General features: G+C 72.7%; 17 protein-coding genes. 5 read left to right on the forward strand and 12 right to left on the reverse strand.

The genetic code is table 11. From position 1 onward, the window contains the following. Nucleotides 1–3: 3 nt before the first annotated feature. From FF100_RS16735 to FF100_RS16745, 3 genes are all read right to left on the reverse strand, one after another. Nucleotides 4–249: a hypothetical protein gene (locus tag FF100_RS16735; RefSeq protein ID WP_135418056.1), complete on the reverse strand. Its 246-nt coding sequence runs from the start codon at nt 247–249 to the stop codon at nt 4–6. A 113-nt stretch (nt 250–362) separates the two neighbouring features. Further along, entirely contained in the window at nt 363–917 is a 555-nt protein-coding gene (gene speG / locus FF100_RS16740) for a spermidine N1-acetyltransferase (protein ID WP_139036812.1), read from the reverse strand. Nucleotides 918–951: 34 nt separating this feature from the next. After that, the gene (locus FF100_RS16745; RefSeq protein ID WP_139036813.1) at nt 952–1,266 is read right to left on the reverse strand and encodes a hypothetical protein; all 315 of its coding nucleotides are present in this window, start codon (nt 1,264–1,266) and stop codon (nt 952–954) included. Nucleotides 1,267–1,488: 222 nt separating this feature from the next. Between FF100_RS16745 and FF100_RS16750 the strand changes: the two genes are divergently transcribed. Next, nucleotides 1,489–2,724 (forward strand): L,D-transpeptidase family protein, encoded by a 1,236-nt coding sequence (locus tag FF100_RS16750; protein ID WP_246102122.1) that lies wholly within the window; start codon nt 1,489–1,491, stop codon nt 2,722–2,724. A gap of 265 nt (nt 2,725–2,989) precedes the next feature. Here the strand turns inward: FF100_RS16750 and FF100_RS16755 are convergent, their stop codons facing one another. Next, nucleotides 2,990–4,258 (reverse strand): OprO/OprP family phosphate-selective porin, encoded by a 1,269-nt coding sequence (locus tag FF100_RS16755; RefSeq protein WP_139036814.1) that lies wholly within the window; start codon nt 4,256–4,258, stop codon nt 2,990–2,992. Nucleotides 4,259–4,431: 173 nt separating this feature from the next. Here FF100_RS16755 and FF100_RS16760 point away from each other — a divergent pair, with 173 nt between their 5' ends. Beyond that, nucleotides 4,432–5,457 (forward strand): YVTN family beta-propeller repeat protein, encoded by a 1,026-nt coding sequence (locus FF100_RS16760; RefSeq protein WP_139036815.1) that lies wholly within the window; start codon nt 4,432–4,434, stop codon nt 5,455–5,457. Nucleotides 5,458–5,512: 55 nt separating this feature from the next. Here the strand turns inward: FF100_RS16760 and FF100_RS38370 are convergent, their stop codons facing one another. From FF100_RS38370 to FF100_RS16785, 5 genes are all read right to left on the reverse strand, one after another. After that, the gene (locus FF100_RS38370) at nt 5,513–6,595 is read right to left on the reverse strand and encodes a hypothetical protein (protein WP_171070201.1); all 1,083 of its coding nucleotides are present in this window, start codon (nt 6,593–6,595) and stop codon (nt 5,513–5,515) included. Nucleotides 6,596–6,731: 136 nt separating this feature from the next. Continuing rightward, nucleotides 6,732–7,952, reverse strand: a complete 1,221-nt coding sequence (locus tag FF100_RS16770) for a DUF3095 domain-containing protein (protein ID WP_246102123.1) — start codon at nt 7,950–7,952, stop codon at nt 6,732–6,734. 182 nt (nt 7,953–8,134) lie between these two features. Then, the gene (locus tag FF100_RS16775; protein ID WP_236012505.1) at nt 8,135–8,392 is read right to left on the reverse strand and encodes a DUF2312 domain-containing protein; all 258 of its coding nucleotides are present in this window, start codon (nt 8,390–8,392) and stop codon (nt 8,135–8,137) included. Nucleotides 8,393–8,606: 214 nt separating this feature from the next. Further along, nucleotides 8,607–8,912 carry a DUF1244 domain-containing protein gene (locus FF100_RS16780; protein ID WP_139036817.1) on the reverse strand — a complete coding sequence of 102 codons (306 nt, stop codon included), beginning with the start codon at nt 8,910–8,912 and terminating at the stop codon, nt 8,607–8,609. A 50-nt stretch (nt 8,913–8,962) separates the two neighbouring features. Beyond that, entirely contained in the window at nt 8,963–9,736 is a 774-nt protein-coding gene (locus FF100_RS16785) for an N-formylglutamate amidohydrolase (protein ID WP_139036818.1), read from the reverse strand. Between the two features lie 193 nt (nt 9,737–9,929). On the opposite strand from FF100_RS16785, the gene FF100_RS16790 reads away from it, so the two are divergent. From FF100_RS16790 to FF100_RS16800, 3 genes are all read left to right on the forward strand, one after another. Beyond that, nucleotides 9,930–10,880 carry a DMT family transporter gene (locus FF100_RS16790; protein ID WP_139036819.1) on the forward strand — a complete coding sequence of 317 codons (951 nt, stop codon included), beginning with the start codon at nt 9,930–9,932 and terminating at the stop codon, nt 10,878–10,880. Nucleotides 10,881–10,952: 72 nt separating this feature from the next. Beyond that, nucleotides 10,953–12,263 (forward strand): glycerate kinase type-2 family protein, encoded by a 1,311-nt coding sequence (locus FF100_RS16795; protein ID WP_139036820.1) that lies wholly within the window; start codon nt 10,953–10,955, stop codon nt 12,261–12,263. Further along, the gene (locus FF100_RS16800) at nt 12,256–12,708 is read left to right on the forward strand and encodes a DUF1036 domain-containing protein (protein WP_425463317.1); all 453 of its coding nucleotides are present in this window, start codon (nt 12,256–12,258) and stop codon (nt 12,706–12,708) included. Before FF100_RS16795 ends, FF100_RS16800 begins: the two co-directional genes overlap by 8 nt. Nucleotides 12,709–12,934: 226 nt before the next feature. Here the strand turns inward: FF100_RS16800 and FF100_RS16805 are convergent, their stop codons facing one another. From FF100_RS16805 to FF100_RS16815, 3 genes are all read right to left on the reverse strand, one after another. Beyond that, nucleotides 12,935–13,171: a hypothetical protein gene (locus FF100_RS16805; RefSeq protein ID WP_139036822.1), complete on the reverse strand. Its 237-nt coding sequence runs from the start codon at nt 13,169–13,171 to the stop codon at nt 12,935–12,937. Between the two features lie 74 nt (nt 13,172–13,245). Further along, nucleotides 13,246–13,560, reverse strand: a complete 315-nt coding sequence (locus FF100_RS16810) for a BrnA antitoxin family protein (protein WP_139036823.1) — start codon at nt 13,558–13,560, stop codon at nt 13,246–13,248. Then, nucleotides 13,538–13,822, reverse strand: a complete 285-nt coding sequence (locus FF100_RS16815) for a BrnT family toxin (RefSeq protein ID WP_139036824.1) — start codon at nt 13,820–13,822, stop codon at nt 13,538–13,540. Before FF100_RS16815 ends, FF100_RS16810 begins: the two co-directional genes overlap by 23 nt. Nucleotides 13,823–13,851: the final 29 nt, after the last annotated feature.

The following is a 13,851-nucleotide window of genomic DNA, read 5'->3' on the forward strand; positions in this document are numbered from 1 at the left end:
GGCTCAGCCCCGCCCGCGCCCCGGCCCGGTCCCCTCGTCCCACACGCTCCAGCGGAACACCTCGGTGCCGGCGCCGTCGACGATGCGCACCGCCTCGGCCGCCGGCCCGGAGCGCTGGGGCACCCGGGCGCGGCGGAACAGGCGAAGCGCCCGCTCGCGGGCGGCGTCGAGGCCGGCGGTACGGACCGAGGCGCGCTGGACCGGCGCGTCCTCGGGGCCGATGATCTCGATGTGGTAGGTTTCGCGCAGCAAGGCTCTGGGGGCTCCCGGTCGGCCCCCTCAATAGGGGAGCCGGGCCGGCGCGCGCCAGGGGCCGCCTGCCGCATTCTTAAGTGTGCCTCGGATCGGCCGCCCTGAGGGGGTCAGGTCTTCAGCACCGGCTCGTTGACGTCGCCGCCGCCGCGCTCGGCGAGGTAGGCCGGCTGGAACATGCACATCCGCACCGCGTCGCGGTACTTGCCGTTGACGAAGAACTCGTCGCGCAGGATGCCCTCGGTCTGGAAGCCGCAAGAATCGTAGATGCCGATGGCGCGCCGGTTGTCCTGGTCGACGTGCAGGTAGAGCTTGTGGATGTTGAGGACCTTGAAGGCGTAGTCCATCGCGATCTGGGTCGCCCGCTTGGCGTAGCCGCGGCCCTGGAAGGACGGGTGGATCGCGATCTGGAACTCGCAGGAGCGGTGCAGGTGGTTGATCTCGACGAGCTCGACCAAGCCGGCCCGCTCGTTCTCCGGCGTGGCGATGATGAAGCGCCGCTCGGTCTGGTTGTGGATGTTGCGCTCGTAGAGCTGCGCCAGCTCGGCGAAGGACTCGTAGGCCTCCTCGAACCAGTAGCGCATGATGCTGTCGTTGTTGTTGAGCTGGTGCACGAAGAGCAGGTCCTCGCGTTCCAGCGGTCGCAGCTTGATGGTCGGGGCCATGGTCGTCCGGTGGTGCCCGCGGGAAGCCCGGACCCTACTCCTCCGGCGGCGCCCCGTCACCCGCCGACAGGGCGGCGACCGCCTGCGCGAGGCGGTCCCAGCCCTCGGCGAGGCGGGTGACCTCGAGGGTGAGCCGCTCCAAGGCCGCCGCGGCCTCGGCGCCTTCCGGCGTCGCCCGCACCTCGGCGGAGATCGGTGTATCGTGGAGGGCCGCGAGCTGGTTGCGCAGCTGGCCCCGCAGGGCGGCCAGCCGCCGCCTCCCGGCCTCCCCGGGCAGCGGCCCGTCGGCGGCGTCCGCCGGGGCGTCCTCGTCCACCAGCCGCAGCCAGCGGGATCCGGTCTCGGGCATCGCGGCCTCCGTGGTCCGGTGAGCCTCCGATGCTGCGCGCCAGGCACGAACAAGTCATTAACAAAGCCTTGAGAATGCCGCCGACGGGAAGACGAGGCCGGACGGGTCCGAGAAAGCCCCGACCCGTCAGCAATCTGAACAGTATTTCCAGGCATGATCGCGCGCGAAAACCGCCACATTGCGGTGGCAGGCGGTGTGTGGGCGAGGATGGAGCGGCGGGGAATGGGTGTGCGGGGAAGGACGATCCTGTGCCTGGCGGCCCTGCTCGCGGGCGCCGCGCCCGCCGCGGCGGCTCCCAAGCACCTCGCCCCGGTGCCGCCCGCCACCGTCGCGCTGATGGCGGCGCGCAGCATGGCGCCCTCGGCCCCGGTGCTGCTGCGGGCCTACAAGCAGGAATCCGAGATCGAGGTGTGGAAGCGGGCGGCGGATGGCCGCTTCGTCCACCTCAAGACCTTCCCGATCTGCCGCTGGTCGGGCCAGCTCGGCCCCAAGACCCGGGCCGGCGACCGGCAGGCGCCCGAGGGGTTCTATGCGGTGGCGGCGCGCCAGCTGAACCCGAACTCGGCCTATTACCTCTCCTTCGACGTCGGCTATCCCAACGCCTACGACCGGGCCCATGGCGGCACCGGCTCGGCCCTGATGGTGCACGGCACCTGCTCGTCGGCCGGCTGCTTCGCGATGACCGACCGGCAGGTCGGCGAGATCTACGCGCTGGTGCGCGACGCGCTCGCCGGCGGCCAGACGGCGTTCCAGTTCCAGGCCTTCCCGTTCCGGATGACCGCCCGCGCCATGGCGCGCCACCGCACCGACCGGCACATCGCCTTCTGGCGCCAGCTCAAGGAGGGCTCCGACCGGTTCGAGGCCACCGGCCGCGAGCCCCTGGTCGGCGTCGAGGGCGGGCGCTACGTCTTCGCGCCCTACCCCGACCCGGCGGTCGAGGCCCTGGCGGTGGCGCGGCGCACGGAGGAGGAGGCCCGCATCCAGGGTCTGGTCGCCGACGGCACCGAGGCCGTGCGGACCACCTACGCCGATGGCGGCCAGCATTCGAGCTTCACCGCCCTGATCAAGCGCGCCTCGGCCTTCGCCGCCCTCGGCCCGGCCCCGGGCAGCGCGGCCGCCGTGACGAGCGCCACGGCCTACGCCGCCGACGGGACCGCGCCGGTAAGCCTCGCCCCGGCCTTCATCGTGCCGGCCGGCCTCGGCGAGGTCAGCCGGCCCGAGGCCCTCGCGCTCGCCGGGCGCGAGGTGGTGGTGATCCCGGCCCGCCGGCGCCCGGCCCCGCCGATCCACCCGATCCAGGTCGCGGCGACGTTCGTGCCGCTGCCGGCGATCGAGACCGAGCCGTCGCCGTTCTCGCGCCTGCGGCTGGCCGAGGAGCCGTCCCGCCTCACCCTGGCGGCGTCGCCCGCGCCGGGCCGGCCGTTCTTCCTGACGGCCAAGTTCGTGGCGCTGCCTTGATCTGTGTCTCCGGGCTGCTTCGATGCGGGACGCCGGCTTCTTGCCGAGCCGATTGACCCGCCTGGACACTCACGTCGACCGTGTCATTCCGGGGCCGCGAAGCGGAGCCCGGAAGCCGGAACCGCCGGTCATGCCTGACGACGCGGAAGCTCGTCCGCCTGATCCTGAACCACTTGTGCTCCAGGATCCCGGGCTCCGCGGCGTGGCCCCGGGATGACCCCGAGGGGGTGGTGACCCTTGTCGGCTTGCGAAGCCGCCGGCTGTTTCACCAATACAGCTGCGCCCGTCCGATGAACGCGTCCGCGTCGATCGTCCGGCGGTTGAAGTTCAGGCTCGTCGGTGAGGGCGAGGTGTGGGAGCGGACGTAGTCGAACACGAAGCGGATGTTGCGGTCCGGGTACCAGTTGATGCCGGCGGTGAAATCCTGCTCGATGCCGCCGCGGATGGAGCGGTCCTCGAGGTCGATGGCGCTGTAGCGCACCCCTAGCTCGAACACCCCGGTGCCGCCGCGGCTGACCCGCTGCGCCTCCTCGACCTGCACGCCGCCGAACACCGCATATTCGGTGGCGTAGTTCGGAGCGATCACGTAGCGCCGGCCCTTGCCGTTGAGCAGCAGACCGGCCTGGATGTAGCCGCCCTGGAAGCTCAAGGACGGCGCACCGCCGAAGCGGCCGATCTCGGTCAGGATGTACTCGGCCTGGAGCCGGAACGGCCCGGTCTGCCACGCCGCCTCGAGCCCGACGCGGCCGATGCTCGCCGCGTCGCGGATGCCGCCGGTGTTCACGAATTGCCGTGCGAACAGGAACGCCTCGGAGCGGCTCGACAGGGTGAGCGCGCTGCCGTCGTTCGGCAGCGAGCGGTAGCTGCCGGCAAGTCCGAAATGCAGGACGTCGTTGCCGTCCTGGCTGAGCCAGGGCGCGTAGGTGATCCGGGTGGTCGAGGCGACGCCCTGCGCGCCGATGCCGGCATTGTTGATGTTGCCGCCGAACACGCTCGTCACCGCGGTCCAGCGCTCGCCGTGGGTGCCGATCGCGAGGCCGACATTGCGCGCCGGCGCGAAGGCGTCGGCGAGCGAGCGCTCGGTGAACAGGGTGTTGTTGTCGGAGATCAGCTGGTTGAGGCTGAACGGCTCCTTCATGTTGCCGAGCGCCACGATGACGTCCTTGAAGCCCTTATAGGCCACGACCGCGTCGTTGATCGGCCGGTTCGGCTCGGCGAAATCGTACTGGAAGGCGAGTTCGAGCTGCTTGCCGAGGGTCAGGTAGCTCTCGATCCAGGAGCGCCGCACGGCGATCGGCGTGTCGAACACCGTGCCGAAGCCGCGCTGCTGCACCCGCCCGGTGCCGAAATCGAGCTGCAGGCGCCCGCCGATCCGCAGGGTCGCGGCATCGTCGGGGAATTTCAGGGTGATGCCCTTCTCGTCGATGCTGAGCGTCTCGCCGAACGGGCCGGGCACCCCCTCGACGGCGGCGGCCGGGAGGCCGGCGGAGGCGAGCAGGAGGGCGGCGAGCGGCCAGGAACGGAGGGGCGGCATGACCGAAATCCACTCGACAGGTGCCGCAACGCTGAACCCTATCGCATGACGGCGATGCGACCTTCAGCAGGTTCGGCGGCGATCCTCGGCCGATGTGGCTTCGATGTCACGGTCGCGTCCGGGCAACCGCTGCGTCAGGTCCGGGTTGTGTCGGGAGCCATCGAGGAACCTGCATGCCCCCCGCCATCGACCGCCGCGCCTGCCTGTCGGGTCTCGCCGCCCTCGCCCTCGCGCCGATGACCGGCCCCGCCCGGGCGCAAGGCAATGCCGGCCGGTCCGACACCCTCGTGGTGATGGAGAAGGGCGACCGCGCCTTGAGCTTCTACGAGCTCGCCAGCGGGCGGCGCACCGGCCGGGTCGAGTTCCCGGGCGAGTACCCGCACGAATTCGTCGTCGACCGGGCCGGCGCGCGCGCCTACGCCGCCCTGTACGGCGCCAAGTCCTCGACCACCCCGGGTCCGGGCGGGGATTCCGTCTACGTCGTCGATCTGGCCGCCAGGAGCCTCGCCCGGACCCTGACCTGCGCGCCGTTCCGGCGGCTGCACGGGATCCGGCTCGACGCCAAGGATCGGCTGTTCGTGCTGAGCGAGGACCGCGACGTGCTCCTCGGCTTCGACGCGCCGGAGCGTGCCGAGCGGCCGGACCGGGCCGTGGCGACCGGCGGCCTCAAGGGCCACCTGTTCTCGCTGTCGCGGGACGGCGAGACGGCCTACGTCGCCAACATCCTGTCGAACACCGTGAGCCGGGTCCGGCCCTTCGCGCCGGCCGAGATGCCGCGCATCGCCGCGACCGGGCTGTGGCCGGAGGGCAACGCGCTCTCCCCCGACGAGGCGACCCTCTACGTCGCCAACCGCCGCAGCGCGACGCTGACCGCCCTCGCCACCGAAGCGATGACGGTGACCCGGACCGTGCCGACGCGGGGCGACGTGGTGCGGGTCGATTGCGGGCCGGAGGGCGACCTGATCCTGGCGAACTACGCCGAGAAGAGCCTGTCGCTCCTCGATCCGGCCTTGAAGGAGATGGCGGTGGTTGCCCTCGAGGGCGCGCCGGTGGCGCTCGCCCGCCACCCGTCGAGCCCGCTCGCCTTCGCGGCCCTGGAGAACGACCGGATCGCGATCGTCGATCTCGAGGGGCGCCGCGTCCAGGGCACCCTGGCCACCGGCCGGGAGCCGGACGTGATGGTGGTGCTGCCCGGCTGACCCCGGCCGGCCCCCTCGGGGCCGGCACGGGCCGTCCGGATGGCGTGCGCGGCGGTTACGCCGCCCGCATCGGCCGCTTCGGCGGCTCGAACACCGTGGCGTAGTGGGTGCGGCACCAGCGCTTGCCGGTGAGCACGCGGCAGCCGCAGACGCGCTTGGTCTCGATCGCGGTGCCGTCGCCGTCGGCCCAGAGCGGGAAGGTGCAGTCGAGCAGGCCGGCCTTGAGGAACAGCACGCCCTCGCCGCCATCGGCCGCCGCCGCCGGGACCCGGCGCGACATCGGCAGCGCGACGATGCTGCCGGTCTCGGCCGCCTCGGCGGCCGCGGGAGCGGGCACCGGAGCCGGCTCCGCCTGCGCGACGGGGGCGGCCACCGGCGCCGCGACGGGCCGCGGCGGTGCCTGGATCCGCGGCGCCTCGGCCTGGGCCGCGACCGGCGGCTTCACCGCCGGGGCCGCCTTCACGGCGGGGGCGGCGGGCTTGCGGACGGGAGCCGGTGCCTTGTTGGCGGCGAGGAAGGCCCGGGTGGCCTCCTCGAGGGCGCGCGCGCTCATCACCGGCGCCTCGACACGAGGCTCGACGCGGGGCGCCGGCTTCTCGGCCTGCGGGGCCGCCGGCTTGGCAGTTACGGGCTTGGCGGCCGCAGGCTTGGCGGCGACAGGTTTGGCAGACGCTGCCGGTGCGGCCTCGGCCGTCAGCCGGGAGGGCAGCACCTTGGGAGCCGCCGCGGGCTTCGCGGGGGCGGCTTCGGCGGTGAGGATCCGGGAAGGCAGGATCCGGGGCGCCGGAGCCTTCTCGGGCTCGGCCTTCGCCAGCGGGGCAGCGACCGGCGGGACCGCCGGCGCGGCGGGCGCCTTGGCGGGGATGACCCTGGCGACCGTCTCCGCCGGGGCGAGCGGCCTCGTCACCGGAGCCACCGGCTTGATCACCGAAGCGGCAGGCTTGGCGACTGCGGCAGGCTTGGCGACCTTGGCCGCTGCGGCGGCCTGCTGACGCGCCAGGGCGGCCTGTGCCACCCGGCCGATCACGTCGGCGACCGTCGTGCCGACCACGCCGGCGATCTCCGCCGGCTCACGTCCCTCGATCCACAGCGCGACCGCCTTCTCGGTCGCCTCAGCCGTCCACACCGCGTCGTTCATTTCCAAAGGGGCTCGTTCCAGTTCGAATCGGAAAGGTGGGATATACGGTGAGTCTCCTCACCAAGTCCCTTCTCTTGACGCAAGGGTGGGATGCGACCGATCGCCTGCCCGGGCCGGAAGCGGCCATGGTCCTGCCTCAAACCGGCACGCCGGCCGATTCGCCGCGCCCCGTCAAGGCCGGGGCCGCGGGCTCGCCTCGGATTTTCGCCTTCAGCGCCTGCGCCGCCCGGGCGTAGCCGCCATCCTCGCCGTCGACGAAATGGACGTGGTCGGCTTGCGCCGCGACCGGGGTGATGCAGGTGGTGAGCGCCGCGGCCTGGCGATGGAGGCCGAACCGCACCAGTCCCGCCGCCTCCGCCGCCTGGAGCTGCGCCTCGATCCGCGCCGCGAGGTCGGGGCCGCAATCGATGGTCATGCGCAGGCCGTCGTCGTATTTCCGGAAATCGGCATTCGCCACCAGTTCGTCGAGGTAGCGCGGCGCCGAGAACGCTCCGACGCTCAGGCCGAGGCGGAAGATCGCGGTGGCGAGCAGCGTGGTGCCCAGGACGTGCAGGCGGCGCAGGGCGCGCGAGCCCCGCAGCGGACCGCGCGCCCGCACCTCGTGGGCGAACCCGGCCGGCGGCCAGCGCAGGGGCGGCGCGCCGGGCGGCAGGGGGTTGCCGTTGGCCGGCGCCTCGGCGGCGAGCCGCACCGCGTCGGCGATCGCCGCCCGCGCCGCCTCGCGGTCGGCGCCCTCGGCCGCGACCACCAGGACCGACAGGATCAGCCCGTGCCGCGCCCGGGCCGGCTCGAACCGGCAGGTCAGCCCGGTGAGGTCCGGCTGCGCGCCGGCCGGCGCCGCCGCGACGGCGTGGCGCCCCTGCTTCAGGGCGTGTTCCGCGAAGGCGAGGCCGCCGCCCATGAACATCGCGTAGGCGATGTCCGGCGAGGGGGCGTAGCGCGCCACCTCGACCGCGTGGCCGGCGGCCCGGATCTCGGAGACGGGCACCAGGGCGGCGCGCAAGCTCAGCCCCATCGCGTCGCGGGCCCAGGTCACCGTGGCGGCGAGCGCCCCTTTGGCCGTCTCCGCCTCGTCGGGCGCGACCAGGACGCTCGCCCCGTCGCCCCCGAACACGAAGGGCAGGTCGCGGCGCTCCAGCGCGTTGCGCAGGGCCGCGATCACCGCCGCCCCGACGAAGTTCACCGCCCGGTAGCGCCCCGCCGCGATGGCGCCGGTCGAATCGACCACGTCGGTGACCGCCACCCACCACTCCTCCGGGACGGCGCGGTAGGCTGCGTCGTCGAGGATGCTGAGGAAATCGGTCGCCGGGGTCAGGTCGGCGTAGCGGAAGCCGTCGGCGGGTTTCGGGGGCGTCATCGTCTCCATCCGCTCCAAACGTCCGGGGCTGTGGCGCCGGTTCCTCCCGCGAGTGGTCTGGCGGGGTTATCCGACGGCCGGGCTGCCCGAGACGAGAAAAGGCGCGGGCCTCCCCTCTTCCCACCCGTGGGGAGAGGAGACGCCCGCGCCTCACGCGATGAAGCAGGGAACGGGGGCCTGGCCTACGCCATGCCCAGCGCCTGCATGTACAGCTCCAGAATCGCCTCTTCCTCCTGGCGCTCCGAGTGGTCCTTCTTGCGCAGGCGCAGGATGGTGCGGACCGCCTTGACGTCGAAGCCGCGGCCCTTGAGCTCCAGCATCACGTCCTTGATGTCGCCCTGGAGGCCGGCCTTCTCCTCCTCCAGGCGCTCGATGCGCTCGATGAACTGCTTGAGCTCTTCGGCGGCGACGCCCGACGAGGCGACGTCGGCGTCCGGCATGCTGTGCGCGTTCATTCACGGTCTCCTTGCCGATGGGTCTGTCGTGCCGCCGGGGGCGGACGCGGCCATCAGGCACCCCAACCCACTGACGGATGGCGGCCTTCGCGGCTCGCCCTCCCGGATCTTGATAGATGCGCAACCTTACCGAGTTCTTGCGCCTCCCGGCCCGATCCCGTCAGTGCTTCCTCCGCCCGTACCCGCGCAGGCGGGGGCTTCAGTGCTTTTCCGCCCGTGCCGCGAAGGCGGCCGCCTGCTCCGGGCTCGCCTCGCTCTGGTGGCGCGCCTTCCACTCGTCGTAGGGCATGCCGTAGACGTGCTCGCGGCTCTGGTCCTTGCTGAGGGCCAGGCCGCGGGCATCCGCCGCGTCCTTGAGCCAGTTCGACAGGCAGTTGCGGCAGAACCCGGCGAGGTTCATCAGGTCGATGTTCTGCACGTCGGTGCGCCCCTGCAGGTGCGACACCAGCCGGCGGAAGACCGCGGCCTCGAGCTCGGTGCGGGTGGTCTCGTCGATGCCGTCCATGAAGCGTCTCCCGTGAGAAGGTCGTGAGGTCGGGGCGCGGCCCCGCCCGGTCAAGCGCGGGCGACCAACGGCCCCAGCAGGGCGGCGAAGCGCGCGGCCCAGTCCTCGGCCCCGGCCTCGTCGCCGATCAGGTCCTGGCGGATCTCGATCAGCGCGTTCGGCAGGCCCCGCGCCATCGCGTGGCGGTCGATCGTGTCGCCGGGCAGGCCGCCGCCATAGGGCTGGTTGTCGCCGACCGTGAACCCGGCCGGATCGGCGCGCAGGCCCGCGATCAGCGGGCCGGCGAGGCGGTCGTCGCGATCCCACAGGATGCCGACCTGCCAGGGCTGCGCCACCCCGCGCCAGGCCGGCGTGAAGCTGTGCACGGTGACGATGGCGGGCGGCGCGCCAGCCTCCATCGCGGCGGCGACGGCCGCATCGATCGCCCGGTCGTAGGGATCGTAGAAGCGCGCCAGCCGTTCGGCGACGCCCTCCGGCCCGATCCGGGCGTTGCCCGGCACGATCGCCCCGTCCGAGAGGCGCATCACCAGGGTCGGGTCGGTGCGGCCGCGATTGGGATCGATGATCAGCCGCGAGAAGGTGGTCAGCAGAGCCGGCGCCCCGAGCCGGCGGGCGAGCGAGCGCGTCACCGCCGCCGCCCCGATGTCGTAGGCGATGTGCCGCTCGAAATGCGGGCTCGCGACGCCGAGGTGGTCGAGGTCCGGCGGCACCGCGTTCGAGGCGTGGTCGCACAGCAGGAGCAGGCCGCAGGCCGGATCGCCGGGGATCGTCTCCACGGGCTGGGGCGGGCGGGAATGGGGATGGGACGCTGTGGCGGCTGTCATCGGGCGGATCGCTGGTGTCGGTCCTCTCCCTCATACCCAAATGGCGGGGCCGCCTCCATCGCCTCCGCACGGTGACGCCGGCCGCGTCTTGTCCTAGTGACCGTGGACGGATCCCCGCGCCGGGCGCTCGTCCCGCGCAGGTTTTCCCACGACGACGTCGCCGCGAAGGTCGTGGCCCTCGAAGGCTTTGCCGATGTCCCGCACGCCGCTGACCGATCTCGACGCCGCCGGCGTTCCGGCCGGTCCCGCCGCCGATCAGGCCGGTCTCGGTCCCGCCCTCGTCGCCCTCGTCGCCGGCGCGGTGGCGATGGGCCTGTCGCCGGTGCTGGTCCGGTTCGTCAGCCCGGAGGTCGGGCCCTTCGCCAGCGCGTTCTGGCGCGTCGCCCTGGCGTTGCCGGTGCTGTGGGCCTGGATGCGGTGGGAGGAGGCGCGGGCGCCGCGCTTGCGCCGCGGTCTCACCCCGTCGGCGGTGCTCGCCGGCCTCGCCTTCTCGGGCGACTTGCTGTTCTGGCATCTCGCCATCCTGGGCACCACGGTCGCCAACGCCACCTTCTTCGCCACCACCGCGCCGGTCTTCGTGGTGCTGTTCGCCTGGGCCGGCCTGCGCCGCCGACCCACCGGGCGGACCCTTCTCGGCCTCCTCGTCTGCCTGATGGGCGGCGCCACCCTGGTCGGGCAGTCGGTGCAGGTCGATCCCGGCCGCCTCGTCGGCGACCGGGACGGGGTGATCACCGCGGTCTTCTTCGCCCTCTACTTCCTGACGGTGGAGCGTGCCCGGACCCGGGGCCTGGGGGCCGCCCGCGTCACCTTCGTGGTCTCCTGCATCACCGCCTGCGTGCTGCTCGGCGCGGTCGCGCTGCTCGAGACCCGGCCGGTGCTGCCGCATTCCTGGAGCGCCGCCGCCGGCCTGCTGGCGCTGGCGCTGGTCAGCCATGCCGGCGGCCAGGGCCTGCTCTCGGTGGCGCTCGGGCGCCTGCCGGCGGGCTTCTCCTCCCTGGTGATCTTCCTGGAGGCGGTGGCCGCGGCGATCCTGGCCTGGCTCCTCCTCGGCGAGGCCCTCGGGCCGCTGCAGGTGCTCGGTGGCGGCCTGATCCTGGCCGGCATCGCGGTCGCGCGACCGCGGCGTTCCACTCGGCTGGCCTAGCTCTAACAGATTAGAACGAGGCGGGCACGAAGCCGGCCCGAAGCGTGACCATACCGAGAGAGGAGCCGTCCCTTGACCGATTCCCCCGCCCGAGATCCCTCCCCGTCGGAGACCCGCGCCCTGCTGCTGCGTCTGCTCGATGCGGGCGTCACGGCGGCCCATCCCCGCGGCTGCCTGGTGCCGCACCTGCCCCCGGTGCTGCCTGGGCGGCTGGTGATCCTCGGTGCCGGTAAGGCCGGGGCCAGCATGGCGGCGCTCGCCGAGCGGCATTACCGGGCGCAGGGGGTCGATCCGTCCCGCATCGCCGGCCTGGCGGTGGCCCGCCACGGCTACGGCGAGCCGGCCGGCGTGATCGAGGTGGTGGAGGCCGGCCATCCGGTGCCGGACCAGGCCGGCATCGCGGCGACGGAACGCGCCCTCGCCCTCGCGGCCTCGGCCGGCCCGGACGACCTCGTGCTGGTGCTGCTCTCCGGCGGCGGCTCGGCGAACTGGATCGCGCCGGCCGGCGCCCTGACGCTGGCCGAGAAGCAGGGCATCACCCGGGCGCTGCTGCGCTCCGGCGCGGCGATCGACGAGATCAACTGCGTGCGCAAGCACCTCTCGCGGATCAAGGGCGGGCGGCTGGCGCAGGCCGCGCGCAACGCCGGTCGGCTCCTGACGCTGGCGATCTCCGACGTGCCCCGGGACGACCCGGCGGTGATCGCCTCGGGCCCGACCGTGCCGGACCCGACGACGCTGGCCGAGGCGCGGGCGATCTGCGCCCGCCGCTCCATTCCCCTGCCGCCCTCCGCCGAGGCGCTCCTGAGCGACCCCGCGAACGAGAGCCCGAAGCCGGGCGATCCCGCCTTCGCCCGCACCGCGTTCCGCATCGTCGCCCGGCCGGTCGACGCTCTCGACGCGGCCTCCGCGGCGGCGGAAGCCGCCGGCTACGAGCCGGTTCTGCTCGGGGCCGACCTCGAGGGCGAGGCGCGCGAGGTCGCGGCGGCGCATGCGGCGCTGGCCCGCGAGATGGCCGCCGCCGGGCGGAAAGCCGCGCTGATCTCCGGCGGCGAATTGACCGTGACCATCCGGGGCGAAGGCCAGGGCGGGCCGAACCAGGAATACGCGCTGGCCCTCGCCCTCGCCCTCGACGGCGCCCCCGGCATCGCCGCGCTCTCAGCCGATACCGACGGCACCGATGGCGGCCGCGGCGAGGCGACCGACCCGGCCGGCGCGATGATCGACCCCACGACGCTCGCCCGTGCGGCGGCGGCGGGGCTCGACGCGGCGGCGAGCTTGAGAGAGAACGACTCGACCCCGTTCTTCGACCGGATCGGCGACCTCGTCCGGCCCGGGCCCACCCGCACCAACGTCAATGACCTCCGCATCATCCTGGTTGGCTGACCTGATTTCCCGCCCGCGCCGCGCCGCCCTTCTCTCGCTCCCGCTCTCGGTCGTGTTCCTGGCCCTGCTCGGGGCCGGGCCGGCGCGGGCGGACCTGCGCATGTGCAACATGACCGGCAGCCGCATCGGCATCGCGCTCGGCTACCGCGATTCCGGCGGCTGGGTCACCGAGGGCTGGTGGAACCTCTCCGCCAAGGGCTGCGAGACCCTGCTCAAGGGGGCGTTGGCCGCCCGCTTCTACTACGTCTTCGCGGTCGATTACGACCGCGGCGGCGAGTGGAGCGGCCGCTCGCTGATGTGCACCCGCGACCGCGAGTTCACCATCCGGGGCGTCGAGGATTGCCTGGCCCGCGGCTACGACCGCAACGGCTTCTTCGAGGTCGATACCGGGGAGCAGAAGAGCTGGACGATCCAGCTGACGGATCCGGGGCGGGCGGGGCCGTGAGGGGGGGCTAGCGGATTGTGTCCTACCGCTCGGCCGACCCAGATCCTGTCTTGCGCTCGTTGAAGCGCGTCACGCCGTAGCCCTGGCGAGGGCGATGAGGGGCAGCGCCAGGTTGGCGTAGATTGCCAGGGCCATCAATTCGCGTGCCGCGCCCAGTATGCGACACCACAGCCGACCGCGAGCGCCATCAGTGGCGTGACGATAAAGGCGACGATCTGGATGTCCGTCATGGGTTGAGCCCCTTCAGAACGGTGCGGGCCAGAAGGTGGAGGCCGACGCTGCAGCCTAGAAAGATCGCGACGCCTCCGACCAGTGTCAACGCAGAGGGACCGCCCGCCGCTCCCGAGATGCCGAATGTCGCCGCCACGACGGGCGCGATGACACCGGCCGTGAACAGGCCGCCCGCCGCCGTGTTCAGGTAGGTTGCCGTCAGCTTCGTGCGCTCGTTGTCGATCAGGCTCATCGAAGATCCGGGTCATAAAGAAAGGTTCTCCGCAGCCGGCGTTTCTGCTCACCACTCGCGAAGACCGAAATAAATCACGCTGCCCGCAACTTCCGCGCCGCCTCCGCCAGCACCTCGTTCATCCGGGTCTGCCACCCCGGCCCCGTCGCCTTGAAGGTCTCGATCACCTCCGGGTCGAGGCGCAGGCTCACGAGCTGCTTCGTCCGCTCGGCGCGCGGCCGGCCGCCGCGGCTCGGGAGCGCCGCGTAGATCTCGGGGGGCAGGACCTCGTGGGCCGGGCGCAGCTGGGCCAGCTCCTCGTCCGTCAGGGGTGGTATTTCGCCGTCGAGATCCCAATCCTCCTCCGAGGTGACGAGAGAGGGCCGTTCAGGGGGCGGCGTGCCGGTCATAGGCTTCCCTTTCCTGTTTGTCCGCGCGGCGGAGGCTGACAAGCGACAACGCTTCGCTGCCGAGGGGCGACACGACCGCGAGGACGACGATCTCACCGTTCCAGCGGCCGATGAGGAGGTAGCGGGCGCGACCGGTGCGGCTCGGCCGGGTCGGCAGCACCAGGGCCGTCTCACGGTCGAAACATCGATCGAAGTCGGCGAAGTCGTATCCGTGCTTCGCGAGGGCCATCCGCCGCTTCGACTCATCGAACACGATCTTCATGGTTTTTGTATCTACAAAAATCGGACCCG

The organism is Methylobacterium terricola (genome assembly GCF_006151805.1).
GTDB classification, from domain to species: Bacteria; Pseudomonadota; Alphaproteobacteria; order Rhizobiales; family Beijerinckiaceae; genus Methylobacterium; species Methylobacterium terricola.

What these genes read in the sequence shown, in the direction of transcription:
- speG (WP_139036812.1), bottom strand. Translation starts at nt 917, where the DNA reads ATGGCCCCGACCATCAAGCTGCGACCGCTGGAACGCGAGGACCTGCTC.
- FF100_RS16745 (WP_139036813.1), bottom strand. Translation starts at nt 1,266, where the DNA reads ATGCCCGAGACCGGATCCCGCTGGCTGCGGCTGGTGGACGAGGACGCC.
- FF100_RS16750 (WP_246102122.1), top strand. Translation starts at nt 1,489, where the DNA reads ATGGGTGTGCGGGGAAGGACGATCCTGTGCCTGGCGGCCCTGCTCGCG.
- FF100_RS16755 (WP_139036814.1), bottom strand. Translation starts at nt 4,258, where the DNA reads ATGCCGCCCCTCCGTTCCTGGCCGCTCGCCGCCCTCCTGCTCGCCTCC.
- FF100_RS16760 (WP_139036815.1), top strand. Translation starts at nt 4,432, where the DNA reads ATGCCCCCCGCCATCGACCGCCGCGCCTGCCTGTCGGGTCTCGCCGCC.
- FF100_RS38370 (WP_171070201.1), bottom strand. Translation starts at nt 6,595, where the DNA reads ATGAACGACGCGGTGTGGACGGCTGAGGCGACCGAGAAGGCGGTCGCG.
- FF100_RS16770 (WP_246102123.1), bottom strand. Translation starts at nt 7,952, where the DNA reads ATGACGCCCCCGAAACCCGCCGACGGCTTCCGCTACGCCGACCTGACC.
- FF100_RS16775 (WP_236012505.1), bottom strand. Translation starts at nt 8,392, where the DNA reads ATGCCGGACGCCGACGTCGCCTCGTCGGGCGTCGCCGCCGAAGAGCTC.
- FF100_RS16780 (WP_139036817.1), bottom strand. Translation starts at nt 8,912, where the DNA reads ATGGACGGCATCGACGAGACCACCCGCACCGAGCTCGAGGCCGCGGTC.
- FF100_RS16785 (WP_139036818.1), bottom strand. Translation starts at nt 9,736, where the DNA reads ATGACAGCCGCCACAGCGTCCCATCCCCATTCCCGCCCGCCCCAGCCC.
- FF100_RS16790 (WP_139036819.1), top strand. Translation starts at nt 9,930, where the DNA reads ATGTCCCGCACGCCGCTGACCGATCTCGACGCCGCCGGCGTTCCGGCC.
- FF100_RS16805 (WP_139036822.1), bottom strand. Translation starts at nt 13,171, where the DNA reads ATGAGCCTGATCGACAACGAGCGCACGAAGCTGACGGCAACCTACCTG.
- FF100_RS16810 (WP_139036823.1), bottom strand. Translation starts at nt 13,560, where the DNA reads ATGACCGGCACGCCGCCCCCTGAACGGCCCTCTCTCGTCACCTCGGAG.
- FF100_RS16815 (WP_139036824.1), bottom strand. Translation starts at nt 13,822, where the DNA reads ATGAAGATCGTGTTCGATGAGTCGAAGCGGCGGATGGCCCTCGCGAAG.